The following is a 16,327-nucleotide window of genomic DNA, read 5'->3' as shown; positions in this document are numbered from 1 at the left end:
ATATTGCGTTTAATTATTTATAAAATGTCCTTCAATAGATTGAATACCTTTTTCGAGGTGAAAAATCTGGGTAAATCCTTCTCTTTTGAAATAGTTTAAAGCCGATTGGCTCCGCTGTCCCGTTTGACAAAACAACACAATTTGTTGGTTTTTATGGAGTTGTTTCGTATAATTTTCCAATGCGGTCAACGGCACATTTACGACGTTCGAGCCATACCATTTCGGCTCTTCGTGAATTTCTCTAACATCAATAATCAAACAATCAGACTGGTTGCCTTTTTCAAAAAAGGCTTCTTGTGATAAATTCTCCTCTGGTTTTGTAGCATTCTGCTTCAATATGGATAATCCGTTGACGAGGCCTTTTTCTATCTCCTTTGGATTTTTCTGAAAATTTATTATTTGTGTTTGATACCGTAATGCATCGTAGAGCAATAATTTTCCCGACAATACATCTCCAATTTCAAGAATAATTTTGAGTACTTCTGTTGCCTGAAACAATCCGAGCGTATTGGGCAAAACACCCAAAACACCCGAAATAACGCAATTGGGAACCGCGCTCAAACTTTCTGTTTCTGGAAACAAACAACGATAACTGGAGCCATTTTTATAGTTAAACACAGAAACTTGTCCTTCAAATTTATATATCGAGGCATAAACTACCGGAATCTTTTTGGCAACAGCCACATCATTAATTAAATATCGGACAGCAATCGTATCGGTACAATCCACAATAATTTGGTAATCTTGAACAATTTCAAAAGCATTTTGCTGATTAAAATATTCAGAAAACACTGTGACAACTACATCTGGATTGAGTGCCAAAATCGCTTTGGCCGCTACTGCCGCTTTGTTATTTCCACAATCTTTTAGGGTATAAAGCAGCTGACGGTGTAAATTGGTTTCCTCCACCACATCACCATCTACAATACCTATAAAACCAACACCCGTTGCCGCCATATTTTGCAAAACCGGACAGCCCAAACCACCGGCACCAATTACCAAAACCCGAGCGTTTTGTAATTTTTGCTGACCCGCATCCCCTATTTCCGGGAGAGCTATTTGTCGGGCATAACGTGTTGCATTTTCCTTTTCCATATTTTTCATTTTTTTATCCTCCGGCAAAAGGAGGCAGAAAAGCAATTTCATCTTGATTCATAATAGTAACATCCAACCCACTCAATGATTGATTTACAGCTATGGAATAGGTGACATTTTGCATGCCTTCATAAGCAACTTCAATCTTTGATTTCAAAAAAGCAACGGATATTTTGTCATTTTCCAAAACTATTTGCTCTTCCTTTTTTTTGGTTATATCCACCAGTGAACCAAAATATTTTATAGTTATGGTCATGATACTAAATTTTGATATTCTTCTTGCGTATTGATATTTTTCACTTGACGGCTCCATTTTTCCGGAACGGTAAGTGTTTGATGATTCACATCGTCAATAAGCTGACGTAATTTCAATTGGTTGCTTGCCAAATGTTCTTCGAAAACGGTTTTAATAGCACGGTCATATATCGCAATAAGCGGACTTGCCTTGTCTTTTACCTGAACTTGTGTCATCAAAAAAGAATCCCCGTGATTTTTTAGCATCCAAAGCAACAATTCCGCTGAAATCATTGGCACATCTACGCTGAGGATAATATTTAATTTTGTTTTAGACTGTTTTAGAGCGGTGTAAATTCCGCCCACAGGCCCTTTGTCGGATACTATATCTTCAATGCGGGTATATCCCAAAAAATCATAGGCCGCATTCGATGAAACAATCACAATATTATTACCGACTACGGGCTTTAACGCCTCGCAAATATGGTTTACAAATGACTTTCCGTTGAATGGCAACATACCTTTATCGGTTCCCATGCGCTGACTTTTACCTCCTGCCAAAATAAATGCTGTTATTTCATTTTTCATGCCGTTGTGTATAATTTAAGTATTGCAATTCCGATGACCACTGACAAAACATACCGCAATGCCTTGGAATCGAATTTTGTACTTCCGTAATAAGCTCCAAATAATCCACCTATAAAAACAACTCCTATCAAAACAGAAGAAGAGGCTGGCAAGGTTCCTCCCTGGGAAACAAAACCAAAAAGTCCCGATATTGAATTAACCAAAATAAACAAAGCCGACACCGCCGCCGTTTGTTTCATGGTTGCCCAACCAAATAACAGTAAAACCGGACTCAAAATAATGCCTCCGCCAATGCCCAACAAACCGGACAGGAACCCGATTAAAGCTCCAAACGCCAATGCCAATGGAAGATTGATATCTTTGATTGTGTTTCTTTCTTTACCGAAAAATCCTAATAATCGCATCACTGCAAAAACCAATACGGTAGCCAAAATGATTTTATAATAAAAAGCGTCAATCTTCAAATAGCCGCCTACAAATGAAAAGGGAATGGAGCTTATGGCAAAAGGATAAAACAAATTCCATTTGAATTTTTTTTCTCTGTAATAAAAATAAAAAGAAATCCCGGAAACCAATATATTAAGCACCAGAGCGGTCGGTTTCATAAATGTCAACGGGAGAGAAAAAGCGCTCATCAAAGCCAAATAACCACTGGCTCCCCCATGTCCCACACTGGCATACAAAAAAGCAACGATGGGCAACAAAAGAAGCAACAAGGGCATATCCAATAAATCTATTGCTGTCATAATGAATGTTTTTTGATTTGTTCGTCCAGAAATTGCCAGCAAGCGGCATTTATTATTTCAAAAGATTCTATGAGAGATTTACCATAAGGCGTCAACATCGTTCCGCCTCCTTTGCTTCCTCCCACTTGTGTTGCTATCAATGGACTGCTTGCCGCTTTATTGGACGCATCCACTAATCGCCATGCCTTTTGATAGGATATATTCATTGCTTTGGCCGCCTTATTGAGCGAACCGGTTTCATCAATTAATTTTAATAATTGGACACGTCCTTCGCTAATAAGAATTCCTTCGTCAGTTTCGATCCAAATTTTGCTTTTTATTTTCAAAGAAATTTCATTTACGTTATACTTCGGTAAATATAACGAAAAAATATTTTCTACAAAAGATAAACTTCAACTTGTGTCCCTTTTTCTAATTCGTAGGTGCCATTTTCGATATACAAAAGCCCATTTGACAAAGAAAAAGAATTGAGCATCGAAGAATTTTGATGCGATAAAACAGTTACAGTATCACCCATAACACTTGCCTTCAAAAACTGGCAACGGGTGTTATTGACAGTGAAATTTTCGCTCAGAGACTTGAGCACGGTTTGATTGTAGGTTATTGCATTCCCGGAAAGTATCGATACTGTTGGCAATACATACACGTAAAAACAGGTCAAGCAAGCTGCCGGATTTCCGGGTAAAGCAAAAATCATTTTGTCTTTTTGTTTTCCTACGAATAAAGGTTTCCCTGGTTTTTGATTTACTTTATAAAAAAGCGTTTCGACTTCGAGTTCCTTTAAAGCGCGCGCCACAAAATCATAATCCCCTACCGATATTCCGCCAGAAACCAAAACAACATCATTAGCTGAAATCGCTTCGTCCAGCTTATTTTTGGTGTTTTCAAAATCATCATTTACTTCATATAAACTAACCTCATCGAAATACGCCTCTTTCAAAGCCAATTCTAGCATGATGGCGTTGCTTTCGTACACTTTTCCATAATCTAAAGGGATGCCAGGTTTTACCAATTCATTTCCAGTAACCACAATACCAATTGTTGGTTTCTTATATACCATCACCGATGTAAAACCAAGACCCGCCAAAAAACCAATGGCCGCCGCATTAAGCATGGTTCCTTTTTCAAGCGCAAGTCCCCCTTTAGAAATTTGTTCTCCAATGGCTCTTACATTGGTTTCCTGTTTGGGTTGCTCCTGAAGAAACAATTGCGCATCTTTTACAGAAACTTTTTCGATTTGTATAACCGCTTGTGCCGAATCCGGAATAGCTGCCCCCGTGAATATTTTTATGGCTTGGCCCGGTTGCAGGCTAACTTGATGGGAATCTCCCGCTTTTATTTCTCCAATGATAGAATATTCCAATGAATCGTGGCGGCAAATTGCAAAACCATCCATGGCTGATTGCCTAAACGGCGGCATATTTATGGAGGAATAGACTGTTTGTGATAAAATATGCTTTTTGACTTGCGAAAGGGAATATTCTATTTCTCGCAATGGGGGCAAATTACTTTTAAGTATGGAAAATGCTTCTTGGACTGAAACCATGTGCTTACTATTTAATTTACATCAAAAATACAATTCAAAAACGATTTACCAATCTTGAATTAATGAATAAACCCAATTATCTTCAATTGTGTCAAAAATATTAAAAATGCTATTTTTTTTGAAACAAAAAAGACCTTGTTACCTCTCGATAACAAAGTCCTTTGTTTAATGAACTAAAACTGTTTGTTTTTATTTTAAACCAAACAATCTTGGATTAATCGAAACCATTACCCAAACCCAATTGTTGTCATGGTTTGCATTTCCACCTTTAAGTCTTTCCAACGTATTTGTTCCAAACATTTGTGAATAACCCGCAGAGGCCGTAACCTCTTTTTGAAGCGCATAACTTGTAGTAAAATCGAGTTCCGTTCCTAAATAGCTGTCCATTTTTTTATTGGTCGCATCCAAAACTGTTGCAGGAGCCGAGAAAAGGTGAGGCATTAATGCAAATTGCCATTTATTTTGGGTATAATTTAATTTATGATAAATTCACAAATCATTATCTTAAAAAGATCATTAATCTAACTCAAGAAGATATTGAAATTAAAGCATTACAATATGATTATGATAATTCATTTGAAAAACTAAAACTTCAAATGAGAAAAGAATTGAAAGAGGAAGAAGAAAAAGTTAAAATCTATCTATTCCCAATCCAGCAATCGTTTTTCACCTTCAATTTTCTTGATATCGGTGATATCTTGCGATAATTCAATTACACCTTTGTAGTTTTTATCGGCGTCTCTAACTGCAAAATAGCGAATGTAAATCAGTCTATTTTTGAAATTTATCCAAAAAGAAGCTTCATTTTGAGTGCCATTTTTAAAACTCTCTATGATTTTAAGAACAGTTCCAACACTTTTTGGTGGATGGCAAAACTTCACTTCACGACCAATGATTCCGGCACTTCTGGGAAAAACGCGTTCCTCTCCCCGATTGTAGAAAATTACTTTGTCGTTTTCATCCACAAACGTTAAATCGAGAGGCATTGTTTTAAGAAGCAGATTCACTTGCTCCACAGTCATATAACCTTCGTCATAATGGGAGGTATTTTCGAGTGAAAACGTCATTTCCCTTTTGGTGAAATCCTCACTCGGGTGAATGTATTCGACATTCGAAAAAGGAACAGGCGGTTCTGGCAACATCCAGCCAATTTCCTCTTCGCCTTGTCGCATCATAATCCAGTCTTTTTCAGTCAGTAAATCCAACGCATTGGGAAACAAAACCGTATCTTCCGTTTTCATTAATCTAGAAATCCCTTCAACCAAAAAAGGGGTATTGATTTTAATCTTGTCATATTCTTTGGCGTCAATATTTTTGCGCAACAATCTAAATTGTTCTCTCAAATTATCGTGAAAAGACCACATTCCTTGAGATGGTCCATTCCAACCTTTTTTTTCCAAAAAAGGAAAAAGCTGGTTTTCTTTTCGGGCGAATCGTTTTTCGATGGTTTGAAGTTGGTTGAAAATATTCGTGTATTTCTGCAGTTCAGCTTTCGGATCTGTAGCTGATAATTCTTCTAAAAGTGCATTAATAATTTCTTTTTCCTGAAAATAGGTTCGAACTGGATGTCCTTCGGGAAGTGTTGCAATGTTTAAGTTTTCGTTCATTTTATTATTTATTTTATTTCCAGCATTTAACTTCTGCAAAGGACGCTTTGAAGTATTTTGCAAAATATGATTCCAATCATATTTAAAATAATAACTTTTTTGGCAAAACTATTTCCTGGAGAAACCGGCAAAATACAGCTAGATTAACCTTGCTTAATTTATCAACTTTTGTTAATAAAAAAATGATAAAAAAAATGAAATATGATTTAAATCATATTAAATAAAATTATTAATCTGTAAAATTATAGTCAGTAAAATACAGCCGAAAATAGCTCTAAAGTATTGATATTTAACCTCTATTAAAATCGAAATTATGAACATACAAGAAAAAACTACGATTGGAGATTTTGTTGCCCAAGATTTTAGGACGGCAGCAATTTTTTCGAAATATGAAATTGATTTTTGTTGTAAAGGACAAAGGACCATTGAAGAAGTTTGCGCCAAAAAAGATATAAATGAAGCCAATTTATTGAATGAGTTAAATGCTGTTTTGGCAACAAAAAATGATTCTGAAATCGACTTCAACTCTTGGCCATTGGATTTATTAATCGATTATATAGAGAAAACCCACCATAGTTTTGTCGAAGAAAAAACACCGATTCTGATTCAGTTTTTAGATAAATTGTGCAATGTACGCGGAAGCAATCATCCTGAATTATTCGAAATCAATGAACTCTTTAAAGGTAGCGCAGGAGAATTGGCCCCGCATATGAAAAAAGAAGAATTGATTTTGTTTCCTTTCATCAAAGAAATGATCAATGCAACGAAAAGTCACGGTTCAATTGGGCAACCCCATTTTGGAACAGTAAAAAACCCTATTACTGCAATGATGAACGAGCACGATGCTGAAGGCGAACGCTTCAGAACAATTGCTTCGTTGACCAATAATTATACGCCACCAGAAGATGCTTGCAATACCTATCGAGTGACTTTTACAATGTTGGAGGAATTTGAAAAAGATTTACACAAACACATTCATTTAGAAAGCAATATTCTGTTTCCAAAAGCAAAGGCTTTGGAAAAATTTTTCTCAACCGAAGAATAAAAAATAACCAACCAATATAAAAACATAAATCATTAAATACTATGGAAAAGTACGTTATCAAAAGGAACGGAGATTATAAACCGTTTGAAAGTTTCAAAATTGAGGATGCAATCTCAAAAAGTTTTAAAAGTGCTACCATAGCATTCGATGAAAGTGTTTTTGAAAATGTTATCAAAGGATTGCAGTCCAAAGAAACTTGGGCCGTTGAAGAAATTCAGGATTTAATCGAGAAAAACCTCTTCGAAAAACAGTATTTCGAGGTGATGCGTTCCTTTATGTTGTACCGTCATACCCGAAAATTGCAGCGGGAACATGTTGACGGACTGAATGAAGACACGACTTATGTTGACAGCTCTCAAACCATTGCAGAATATATCGAGCAAACGGATTGGCGCATTAATGCCAACGCAAATACGTCCTACTCCAATGCGGGTTTGGTGAATAATGTTGCCGGAAAAATCATTGCCAATTATTGGTTAGACAAAGTTTACAGCAAAGAAGAAGGATATGCCCACCGTAACGGCGACGTCCATATTCACGATTTAGATTGTTTGACTGGATATTGTGCTGGTTGGAGTTTGCGCGTTTTGCTTAACGAAGGTTTCAACGGCGTTCGCGGTCGTGTCGAAAGCAAAGCACCATCTCATTTCAGGGAAGCTTTGGGTCAGATGGCGAATTTCTTGGGGATTTTGCAAAGTGAATGGGCCGGGGCACAAGCCTTCAGTTCGTTTGACACTTATTTGGCACCTTATGTTTTCAAGGATAATTTATCGTTTGATGATGTTTTGAAAGCCATCCGCAGTTTTGTTTATAATTTGAATGTTCCGGCACGTTGGGGACAATCCCCTTTCACGAATATCACATTGGATTGGGTCGTTCCAGAAGATTTGAAAACCCAAATTCCAACAAAAAACGATCTCCATTTTTTCGAAAATAATTTCAATCACGACCTTTTAGTTAGAGCCAAAGAACGGGGCGTTAATAAAATAACCGACTTGCGTTACGAACATTTTCAAAAGGAAATGAACCTCATCAACAAAGCCTATTACACGGTGATGACCGAAGGCGATGCCAACGGACAGCCTTTCACCTTCCCGATTCCGACGGTAAATATCACCGAAGAATTTGATTGGGATGGCGAAAATACCGACTTACTTTTCGAAAATACTGCAAAAATTGGTTCGTCTTATTTCCAAAATTTCATTGGAAGCCAATATAAATTGGACGAAAACGGCGATAAAGTTGAAAACGAAAATGCTTATAAACCAAATGCAGTTCGTAGTATGTGCTGTCGTTTGCAACTTGATTTGCGCGAATTATTAAAACGGGGAAATGGTCTCTTTGGTAGTGCCGAAATGACGGGAAGCATTGGCGTAGTAACCATAAATATGGCTCGATTGGGCTATTTATATAGAGGAAATGAAAGTGAATTATACCGACAATTGGACAAATTATTATATATTTCAAAATCGACTTTAGAGAAAAAACGAGTGTTCATCCAGGAAATGTATGACAGAGGTTTGTATCCATACACCAAACGTTATTTACAACATTTCAGAAATCACTTCTCGACTATTGGCGTTAATGGAATGAACGAAATGATTGTTAATTTTACTGGAAACGAAGATGCTATTACCTCTCCTTCGGGAATTGATTTTGCTTCGGAAGTTCTGGATCATATTCGCAGTCGAATGAAAAAATTTCAGGAAGCAACTGGAAATTTATACAATCTGGAAGCCACACCAGCCGAAGGAACAACTTATCGATTTGCCAAGGAAGACAAAAAACGTTTTCCAAATATCATACAAGCCGGACAGGAAGACAATATTTATTACACCAACAGCTCCCAAATTCCGGTTGACCATACCGAAGATCCTTTTGAAGCCTTGTTATTGCAAGACGAGCTACAATGTAAATATACCGGAGGAACGGTTTTACACTTGTATATGAGCGAAAAAATAAGCTCTCCGGAAGCTTGTAAACAGTTTGTCAAAAAAGTATTGTCAAGTTTTAAATTGCCTTATATTACGGTAACGCCCGTATTTAGCGTTTGTCCCGTTCACGGCTATTTGAATGGCGAACACGAATATTGCCCGAAATGTGATGATGCATTAATTGAAAAAGAAGAAAGTTTAAAGTTGAGCAACTAGAACGGAAACTTCTCACTTCAAACCTCTAAAAACCATTAAGATATTAAGTTTCATTAAGTAAAACTATGCTTAATTTCCTTAATCTCTTAATGGTTCAAAAACAATTTCAATTTTTGAAAATTAGCAACAAAAAACCTTAAACAAAAACATATGAAACCAGAAACTAAAACGAATCCTATTCTAGAACAAAACCAGCATTTGAGAACTAAATGCCTTGTGTACACGCGCGTAATGGGGTACCACAGACCCGTAGAAAGTTTTAATATTGGCAAAAAAGGTGAACACAAACAACGAACTCATTTCACTGAAGGAAAATGCTAGTAAGCCCATTTACAGCTTAACGCCTTTCACTTTATTAGATTATCCGCATAAATCAGCCTGCATTCTTTGGTTTGCAGGCTGTAATATGCGCTGTTTATATTGCTATAATCCCGAGATTGTGCTTGGAAAAGGAAGCCTTACTTTTGAAAAAATACTTACTTTTCTGCATTCCCGAAAAAACTTGTTGGATGCCGTTGTTTTTAGCGGTGGCGAATGTGTCTTGCACAAAAATATCATTCCACTGATTGCCGAAGTCAAAAAAATGGGGTTTTTGGTGAAAGTTGACACCAACGGAAGCTCGCCTGACGTGATGCAACAATTGCTAAATCAAAATTTAATTGATTATATTGCCCTAGATTATAAGGCTCCAAAATCAAAATTTCAATCCATCACGCAATCCGTTTTATACGATTCTTTTGAAAAAACATTGGACTTGATTCTAAAAGCCGCAATTCCTTTTGAGGTCCGAACCACTTATCATTCTGATTTGTTGACAGAAGATGACTTGAAGGAAATGATTTTCTTTTTGGAAAACAAGAATTATGTGGGCAATTATTACATTCAATATTTTAAAAACAATGTGGAAACGCTTTCAAAACTGGAACGTTCCGACAATAGAATCGATTGCGAAAAATTATCCACCCAAACCATAAAGATTATTTTAAGAGAATGAAACTAATTTCTAATATTTAAAAAAATGCTTTCAAAAACCTGTAAATACGCGATTCGTGCTTCCATTTTTATAGCATCACAATCTTACCAAGACAAAAGGGTTACCATAAAAGAAATTGCTGAAAAGATTAATTCTCCCAAGTTTTTTACAGCCAAGATTCTTCAGGTTTTAGCCAAAAACGATCTCGTTCATTCCATTAAAGGAATAGGTGGCGGTTTTGAAATCCCAAAAGAAATTATGAATAAAATAAATCTTTATCAAATTGTAATCGCTATTGATGGCGATTTGCTTTTCACTTGTTGTGGTTTGGGACTTGGCAAATGTTCCGAAATTCATCATTGTTCTGTTCATGAAAGATTCAAGGAAATCAGAAACGAAATAGCCACTATGCTCATGGACGCCAATCTGGAAGAACTCGCATTAGGCATTAAATCAGGGGATTCATTTTTGAAGTAATAGTCAAAATAATTTTATATTTACGGTGGTAAAAGCATTTTTTTAGAACAAATCCAGCCTTTTTGGGTGGATATTCTCAACTGCGTTGAGTACGTATGCAAGTTATATCCAATTATAAAAATACACATATTAAAAATGAAAAGTACAATTCTTATTTTAGTATTGATTACGATATTTATCTCACCTATGGATGCACAAATAAAAAAGCAAAATTTAATTTTAACAGCTGACCAATTAACAATAACAGTTGTAAACCTTCGAAAGGAGATAAGTCTAGGTAAAGAAGTTACAGGAACTGGAAGTTTCTTAGTAAAAGGAGATGCTATTTATATAGTAACAGCATCTCATGTATCAAAAGATATGGATGATTCAGCATATGTAATAATCCAAGGAGAAAATAATTCACCAGTAAAAATTGAATTAAAAAAATTAGCAAATCCAATAAAATGGATTAACCATCCAATAGCGGATTTATCAATTTTAAAATTGAATCCTGAAAAAGTAATAATGGAAACATATTTACAAAAAAGATTTATACCATATGAAATGATTGATATCTCAAATGTCGCAATCCCGAGAAACACTCAACTGACAATCATAGGTTTTCCTTTAGGACTTGGAAGTGTTGGTCATTTTTCTCCTTTGACTTATAGAACTTTCCCTTCAAGTGGTTTAATTACTTTAAATAGATTTGACACCAATAATCCACAAACCTTTATTATTCTTGAAAACCCAAGCATTGGTGGATATAGCGGAGCCCCTGTTTATGATTTGTCAATAATAGAATCTGGAACTATGAAATTGACTGGTGATGGAACAAAATTACATGGTTTCATACATGGAACTATTTCAGATGAAACTGGAGGTAAATTATCAGCAATAACACCAGCATATTATTTAAAGGATTTATTGGAACAATAGACTAACAGGTATAACGTCGTTTTATACTGATGCCCGCTACGAAAGGTATCCCAATTTGAAACCGTTACAATAATCCATTTTCCACTGCGCAAAGTCTACCAACTTCAAATCAACTATTAAAATCAACAAAAAAAGCTCGCTTAAAAATTTAAGCGAGCTTTTATATTTTATAAAAATGCGTTTTTAAGCCCCCACTAATTCCGGAATCTTAATTTCAACAATTTTTGTTTTATAGAATTCGAGTTGGTCTTGAATGGCATTAATGCTGTCTTCCAAGAAATGGGAAGTAGCAAACATCGTATGGTAATATCCAATTCCTTCTATCATATTATTTTTGAAAGCGTTCCATTTTTTTATTTGCCCAGCGGTCAAATCAGTAGTAGTTTCACTGATTTCGTTATTCAAATAATCAATGTACATTTTCAATTCCTTGATAAATAGGTTTGGGCGATTAGCATCCGTCATTACCGTTGCGTTTCCATATATATGCTTCACCATTTCAGAAAGTGAAACTTCCTTGTCAAAATAGGCCATATTGGGTCCTGGGCAAATAATCACACCTTGCGATTGTCCTTTTATCTCGATGTTATTTTCTAAATAAGAAGCATTGGCAAGACCTACACAAAGACATGCTTTTTCGGTAATATTGAATTTTATTTTTTCGAAAGCTGTAGCTGATAAAGTGTCTTTTATTTCTTCTAATTCAGCTAATTTTACGTCCTGATATTTTTTGGAAGAAGTGCAAATCCCTTTTGGACCAAATTCTTTACTTAACGCCAAAAATCGTTTTGGGCACGAACTTCCCGCTTTACCATGCTCAATACGTCTTTGTTTGATTATTTCGTTGGTTGTTCCCCTCACAGTATTAAAAGGGATTCCCAATGGCGAAATATGACTCAGGTACAAATCTTCTTCCTTGGCTTTTATCAATAATTCTCGTGTGGTTTTGTCAACCGAAGTTGCTTCTGAAACCAATAAGAAAGGCGTTCCCCAACCCACGGAATCAACACTGTAATGATCTAAAAGAAAATTATGTTCTTCGGCAGTTCCTACACCACCTTGAACGGTAATTTTTAAATCCAATGGTCTTTCAGGAATATGCATTTCCTTTTGCCCTAAAGCTTTCACCATTAAATCATGAGCCGATTGTATTAATTGATCTTTTTTCTGTTTGAATTCCTCTAAAATTGGCCCCAACAAATAACCGTCGGTAGCAAAAGCATGACCGCCACAATTCAGTCCAGATTCAATGCGATATTCCGAAACCCAAAGTCCTTTTTTGGCCAAGAAATTCCCTTGTATCATTGCCGAACGGAAATCGCTAACTTTCAGGATAATTTTCTTTTTCAAGGTATTGTTTAAATCAGGAAAAAAAGCAGAAAAGTTTTCGAAATAAGCAAATAATCTTGGATTCATACCAGCAGAAAGCACCACAGAAGAGGATAAATTACTATTGGCAAACCCACGAAGAGCAGCATGTGCATCATTAAACTCAACAGGCAATTGCTCATCTTTGATGAAATTATCCTTGTCGAGTTTGGTCATAATATTCACATCGATCTCTCCTGCAGAAAGATTATCTTCAAGATATTTCTTGATGTTTTCCTTGAAAGCAATTCCGTCTTCCATCAAATGTTCCAATCCTTTTTTAATCTCGGATTTATTAGGCAACATAGCGATATAATTTTCCAAAGCTACTTTGCTTTCGGCCAACTCAGTTTTGAAACTTTCGAATTTTTCTTTCACTATTTTGTCTACCAAGTTCAAATAGGAGGAAATTCGTTCAGCACGATAATCGTGTATTTTTTTGGTAATTTCTTGATATGGGACGTCAAATTTTTCGCTGTAAAAAGCTCTCATTTTTTCAATGAGTTCATCATCTGCAATAGAAATCACTGATGATATTCCATAATTCGCCACTCGAATGGGACTATCAATCGTGAAAGCCAATCCCATTACCGGAATGTGAAAAGTATGTAACTGTTTATTTGTTGTCATGCACTAAAATAAATTAATTATAAATATAAACGACAAATATCGTGAAATTCATTAATATAAAACCTGATAATTATCATAACTTTAAGCTCTTATAGCAAACACTTTTAAGCTTTAAAACTATCTCACCAATTAAGAGTAACGTAAAAACCCAATAAAATTAAAATAATTTTATTGTTTGCATAATTGCCCCCATTAATACTTAAACAATATTTCGTGACTTTTTTAAACATAGATTTCATATTCAATGCTTTAAGGAGTTTTACTTTTCCCTAGATTTCTTAGACATTGTACCCCAAAACCAAAGGCTGGACGGACGAAGTAAAAAACATTTTCCATGAACTTCTTTTTTTCTTTATTCTATGTGTTTTTTTGTCTTTAGTAACTTTAAAGATAATCATTTTATTTTTTAAATAAGTGTATCTTTGTGAAAACATTATTTTCTGCCTGCACTAAAATAGTGTTTAAAAACAAGAATGTTAAAATAGATTGAAGAATGAAAAGTCTTAAAGAGCGAATATTAGAACTAAAGAAAGAGAAAAATGCGGTTATTTTGGCCCATTATTATCAAGAAGCCGATATTCAGGATGTTGCGGATTATGTGGGTGATAGTTTGGGATTGTCGCAAGAAGCAATGAAAGTGGATGCGGATATCATCCTTTTCGCAGGAGTTCATTTTATGGCCGAAACAGCAAAAATTTTGAATCCAACCAAAAAAGTAATTCTACCCGACTTAAAGGCGGGTTGCTCCCTTGCTGACTCCTGTCCTCCAGATTTGTTTAAGAAATTTATTGATGCGCATCCCGACCATGTTGTTATCACTTACATAAATTGTTCAGCCGAAGTCAAAGCGTTGAGCGACATTGTTTGCACTTCATCCAATGCCGTAAAAATCGTGGAATCGATACCAAAAGATACTCCGATCATTTTCGCGCCAGACAAAAATTTAGGTAAATATGTAAGCCAAAAAACAGGACGGGACATGTTGCTTTGGGACGGTTCATGTGTTGTTCATGAGGCTTTTTCATTGGATAAATTGATTGCACTTTACAAAAAAAATCCCGATGCCAAAATCATCGCACATCCAGAATCAGAAACCCATATCCTGAAAACCGCAGCTTACATAGGTTCTACAGCCGGGATGATCGAGTTTGTAAAAACCGATCCAAGCAAGAAATTTATTGTTGCCACCGAGGCCGGAATTCTTCATAAAATGCAGCAGGAAGTTCCCGATAAAATATTAATTCCGGCACCAGCTGAAGAGGACAACACCTGTGCCTGTAGCGAATGTGGATATATGAAAATGAACACCTTGCAAAAAGTGTACGACTGTTTGCTCAATGAAAGTCCAGAAATTAACGTTCCTGCCGATATTATGAAAAAAGCACTGATTCCTATTGAACGAATGCTTGAATTATCAAAATAATGATCCACACCAATTACTTAATCATAGGCTCTGGCGTCGCAGGATTGACTTTTGCCGCAAAAATTGCAGAGCAATTTCCCGACAAAAAGGTCACCATCGTCACCAAAGCCAGCGAAGACGAATCAAACACCAAATATGCGCAAGGCGGCATCGCCATTGTCACTGACAAAGATGGCGATTCTTACCAAAAACACATTGACGACACCTTAATTTGTGGTGATGGATTGTGCGATAAATCCGTGGTCGAAATGGTCATTTCTGAAGGACCAAAACGATTAAAAGAACTCATAGAATGGGGTGCAAAATTTGACAAAAACGTCAAAGGAACTTTGGATTTAGGCAAAGAAGGCGGCCATTCAGAAAACAGGGTAGTTCATCATAAAGACCAAACTGGTCAAGAAATTGAACGTGCCATTCTGAACCAAGTACATCAAAAAAAGAACATTACAGTTTTAGACCATCATTTTGCATTTGACTTAATCACTGAAAACAATCGGTGTTTGGGGGCTTATGTTTTGGATCAAAAAACAAAAGAAATACTCACCTTTCAATCAGATTTTACTTTGCTTGCCACTGGCGGAATTGGTCATCTTTACGGCCATACCACAAACCCGGTAATTGCTACGGGAGATGGAATTGCGATGGCTTTCCGTGCAAAGGCGGATATCAAAGAAATGGAATTTATTCAATTTCATCCAACGGCCTTGTATGATGCTTCCACCGGAACCTCGTTCCTGATTTCGGAAGCAGTTCGTGGTTTTGGCGCTTATTTACGTACCAAAAACGGCCATCGATTTATGCTGGATTATGATAAAAGAGGCGATTTGGCTTCGCGTGATATTGTTTCGCAAAGCATCGATTTAGAACTCAAGAAAAGTGGCGACGATTGCGTTTATTTGGATTGTACCCATTTAGATTTGGATGCTTTTATCAAACATTTCCCAATGATTTACGAACGTTGCAAAAGCGTTGGAATAGACATTGCGAAAGATTGGATTCCCGTGGTTCCGGCACAACATTATCTTTGCGGAGGAATTGTGGTTGATAAAACCGGGAAAACTTCCGTAGAAAATTTATTTGCTTGTGGCGAATGTTCTCGAACCGGTTTACACGGCGCCAACCGTTTGGCATCAAATTCTTTATTGGAAGCCTTGGTGTATTCCGACAAAATATATAATTATTTGACGGACACTTCTTTCGAAAAAAGCCAATTCATTGGTACAGTTACAGACTGGAAATTGATCGAAAAACCTATTGTGGATTCCGAATACATTGACAAAATGAAAGCTGAATTACAGCTCTTGATGCGCCAAAATGCCGGAATCGTCCGTAACGATACTGATTTGATTACAGCCAAAAAACAATTGAATCTTTGGCAAGATGAAATAGAAGAAAAAACAAAAAATTACCAAGTCACTTCCAATTTATGGGAATTGTATAACTTGATAATCATTGGTAAATTAATCGTTCAACAATCGATAGAAAGAAATGAAAATCGTGGTGGTTTTGTGAAAATTTAAATGG

At 36.1% G+C, this 16,327-nt stretch carries 17 protein-coding genes; 8 read left to right on the top strand and 9 right to left on the bottom strand.

What is annotated here, in order from left to right; genetic code table 11:
• Positions 1-9 precede the first annotated feature (9 nt).
• The 8 genes from B2145_RS12640 to B2145_RS12605 all read right to left on the bottom strand — a co-directional run bounded on the left by B2145_RS12640 (position 10) and on the right by B2145_RS12605 (position 5,816).
• Complete coding sequence (locus B2145_RS12640; RefSeq protein ID WP_291102827.1) at positions 10-1,104, bottom strand: HesA/MoeB/ThiF family protein; 1,095 nt, start codon at positions 1,102-1,104, stop codon at positions 10-12.
• Positions 1,105-1,108: 4 nt separating this feature from the next.
• Positions 1,109-1,351, bottom strand: a complete 243-nt coding sequence (locus B2145_RS12635; protein WP_291102824.1) for a MoaD/ThiS family protein — start codon at positions 1,349-1,351, stop codon at positions 1,109-1,111.
• Positions 1,348-1,917 carry a molybdenum cofactor guanylyltransferase gene (gene mobA / locus B2145_RS12630; RefSeq protein WP_291102821.1) on the bottom strand — a complete coding sequence of 190 codons (570 nt, stop codon included), beginning with the start codon at positions 1,915-1,917 and terminating at the stop codon, positions 1,348-1,350. Before mobA ends, B2145_RS12635 begins: the two co-directional genes overlap by 4 nt.
• Positions 1,914-2,663, bottom strand: a complete 750-nt coding sequence (locus tag B2145_RS12625) for a sulfite exporter TauE/SafE family protein (RefSeq protein ID WP_291102818.1) — start codon at positions 2,661-2,663, stop codon at positions 1,914-1,916. Before B2145_RS12625 ends, mobA begins: the two co-directional genes overlap by 4 nt.
• Complete coding sequence (locus B2145_RS12620) at positions 2,660-2,989, bottom strand: winged helix-turn-helix domain-containing protein (RefSeq protein ID WP_291102815.1); 330 nt, start codon at positions 2,987-2,989, stop codon at positions 2,660-2,662. Before B2145_RS12620 ends, B2145_RS12625 begins: the two co-directional genes overlap by 4 nt.
• Positions 2,990-3,039: 50 nt before the next feature.
• Positions 3,040-4,209 carry a gephyrin-like molybdotransferase Glp gene (glp, locus tag B2145_RS12615; protein ID WP_291102812.1) on the bottom strand — a complete coding sequence of 390 codons (1,170 nt, stop codon included), beginning with the start codon at positions 4,207-4,209 and terminating at the stop codon, positions 3,040-3,042.
• A 189-nt stretch (positions 4,210-4,398) separates the two neighbouring features.
• On the bottom strand, positions 4,399-4,650 hold the full coding sequence (locus B2145_RS12610; RefSeq protein ID WP_291102809.1) for a hypothetical protein: 252 nt from the start codon (positions 4,648-4,650) through the stop codon (positions 4,399-4,401).
• Between the two features lie 200 nt (positions 4,651-4,850).
• Positions 4,851-5,816, bottom strand: a complete 966-nt coding sequence (locus B2145_RS12605) for a DUF438 domain-containing protein (protein ID WP_291102806.1) — start codon at positions 5,814-5,816, stop codon at positions 4,851-4,853.
• A gap of 313 nt (positions 5,817-6,129) precedes the next feature.
• Here B2145_RS12605 and ric point away from each other — a divergent pair, with 313 nt between their 5' ends.
• The 6 genes from ric (at position 6,130) to B2145_RS12575 (ending at position 11,382) form a co-directional block, all read left to right on the top strand.
• Positions 6,130-6,861 carry an iron-sulfur cluster repair di-iron protein gene (ric, locus tag B2145_RS12600; protein WP_291102803.1) on the top strand — a complete coding sequence of 244 codons (732 nt, stop codon included), beginning with the start codon at positions 6,130-6,132 and terminating at the stop codon, positions 6,859-6,861.
• Positions 6,862-6,902: 41 nt separating this feature from the next.
• Entirely contained in the window at positions 6,903-9,011 is a 2,109-nt protein-coding gene (locus B2145_RS12595; protein WP_291102799.1) for a ribonucleoside triphosphate reductase, read from the top strand.
• Between the two features lie 150 nt (positions 9,012-9,161).
• The gene (gene nrdD / locus B2145_RS17645) at positions 9,162-9,332 is read left to right on the top strand and encodes an anaerobic ribonucleoside-triphosphate reductase (RefSeq protein WP_349677736.1); all 171 of its coding nucleotides are present in this window, start codon (positions 9,162-9,164) and stop codon (positions 9,330-9,332) included.
• Positions 9,289-10,005, top strand: coding sequence for an anaerobic ribonucleoside-triphosphate reductase activating protein (locus B2145_RS12585; RefSeq protein WP_349677735.1), 717 nt, complete (start codon positions 9,289-9,291; stop codon positions 10,003-10,005). Before nrdD ends, B2145_RS12585 begins: the two co-directional genes overlap by 44 nt.
• 24 nt (positions 10,006-10,029) lie before the next feature.
• A complete protein-coding gene (locus B2145_RS12580) occupies positions 10,030-10,461 on the top strand; it encodes an RrF2 family transcriptional regulator (protein WP_291102796.1) in 432 nt (143 codons plus the stop codon).
• A gap of 135 nt (positions 10,462-10,596) precedes the next feature.
• On the top strand, positions 10,597-11,382 hold the full coding sequence (locus B2145_RS12575) for a S1 family peptidase (protein WP_291102791.1): 786 nt from the start codon (positions 10,597-10,599) through the stop codon (positions 11,380-11,382).
• A 183-nt stretch (positions 11,383-11,565) separates the two neighbouring features.
• On the opposite strand, the gene B2145_RS12570 is transcribed toward B2145_RS12575, so the two are convergent.
• Positions 11,566-13,380: a hypothetical protein gene (locus B2145_RS12570; RefSeq protein WP_291102788.1), complete on the bottom strand. Its 1,815-nt coding sequence runs from the start codon at positions 13,378-13,380 to the stop codon at positions 11,566-11,568.
• A 493-nt stretch (positions 13,381-13,873) separates the two neighbouring features.
• On the opposite strand from B2145_RS12570, the gene nadA reads away from it, so the two are divergent.
• Positions 13,874-14,803, top strand: a complete 930-nt coding sequence (nadA, locus tag B2145_RS12565) for a quinolinate synthase NadA (protein WP_291102785.1) — start codon at positions 13,874-13,876, stop codon at positions 14,801-14,803.
• Complete coding sequence (nadB, locus tag B2145_RS12560) at positions 14,803-16,323, top strand: L-aspartate oxidase (protein WP_291102782.1); 1,521 nt, start codon at positions 14,803-14,805, stop codon at positions 16,321-16,323. The genes nadA and nadB overlap by 1 nt, the downstream gene beginning before the upstream one ends.
• Positions 16,324-16,327 lie beyond the last annotated feature (4 nt).

The sequence above is a fragment of the Flavobacterium sp. UBA5153 genome (genome assembly GCA_002413745.1).
GTDB lineage: Bacteria > Bacteroidota > Bacteroidia > Flavobacteriales > Flavobacteriaceae > Flavobacterium.
Note: the sequence above shows the minus strand (reverse complement) of the source record. Positions and strands in the feature narration are given on the sequence as shown.

What these genes read in the sequence shown, in the direction of transcription:
- B2145_RS12640 (WP_291102827.1), bottom strand. Translation starts at nt 1,104, where the DNA reads ATGAAAAATATGGAAAAGGAAAATGCAACACGTTATGCCCGACAAATA.
- B2145_RS12635 (WP_291102824.1), bottom strand. Translation starts at nt 1,351, where the DNA reads ATGACCATAACTATAAAATATTTTGGTTCACTGGTGGATATAACCAAA.
- mobA (WP_291102821.1), bottom strand. Translation starts at nt 1,917, where the DNA reads ATGAAAAATGAAATAACAGCATTTATTTTGGCAGGAGGTAAAAGTCAG.
- B2145_RS12625 (WP_291102818.1), bottom strand. Translation starts at nt 2,663, where the DNA reads ATGACAGCAATAGATTTATTGGATATGCCCTTGTTGCTTCTTTTGTTG.
- glp (WP_291102812.1), bottom strand. Translation starts at nt 4,209, where the DNA reads ATGGTTTCAGTCCAAGAAGCATTTTCCATACTTAAAAGTAATTTGCCC.
- B2145_RS12610 (WP_291102809.1), bottom strand. Translation starts at nt 4,650, where the DNA reads ATGCCTCACCTTTTCTCGGCTCCTGCAACAGTTTTGGATGCGACCAAT.
- B2145_RS12605 (WP_291102806.1), bottom strand. Translation starts at nt 5,816, where the DNA reads ATGAACGAAAACTTAAACATTGCAACACTTCCCGAAGGACATCCAGTT.
- ric (WP_291102803.1), top strand. Translation starts at nt 6,130, where the DNA reads ATGAACATACAAGAAAAAACTACGATTGGAGATTTTGTTGCCCAAGAT.
- B2145_RS12595 (WP_291102799.1), top strand. Translation starts at nt 6,903, where the DNA reads ATGGAAAAGTACGTTATCAAAAGGAACGGAGATTATAAACCGTTTGAA.
- nrdD (WP_349677736.1), top strand. Translation starts at nt 9,162, where the DNA reads ATGAAACCAGAAACTAAAACGAATCCTATTCTAGAACAAAACCAGCAT.
- B2145_RS12580 (WP_291102796.1), top strand. Translation starts at nt 10,030, where the DNA reads ATGCTTTCAAAAACCTGTAAATACGCGATTCGTGCTTCCATTTTTATA.
- B2145_RS12575 (WP_291102791.1), top strand. Translation starts at nt 10,597, where the DNA reads ATGAAAAGTACAATTCTTATTTTAGTATTGATTACGATATTTATCTCA.
- B2145_RS12570 (WP_291102788.1), bottom strand. Translation starts at nt 13,380, where the DNA reads ATGACAACAAATAAACAGTTACATACTTTTCACATTCCGGTAATGGGA.
- nadA (WP_291102785.1), top strand. Translation starts at nt 13,874, where the DNA reads ATGAAAAGTCTTAAAGAGCGAATATTAGAACTAAAGAAAGAGAAAAAT.
- nadB (WP_291102782.1), top strand. Translation starts at nt 14,803, where the DNA reads ATGATCCACACCAATTACTTAATCATAGGCTCTGGCGTCGCAGGATTG.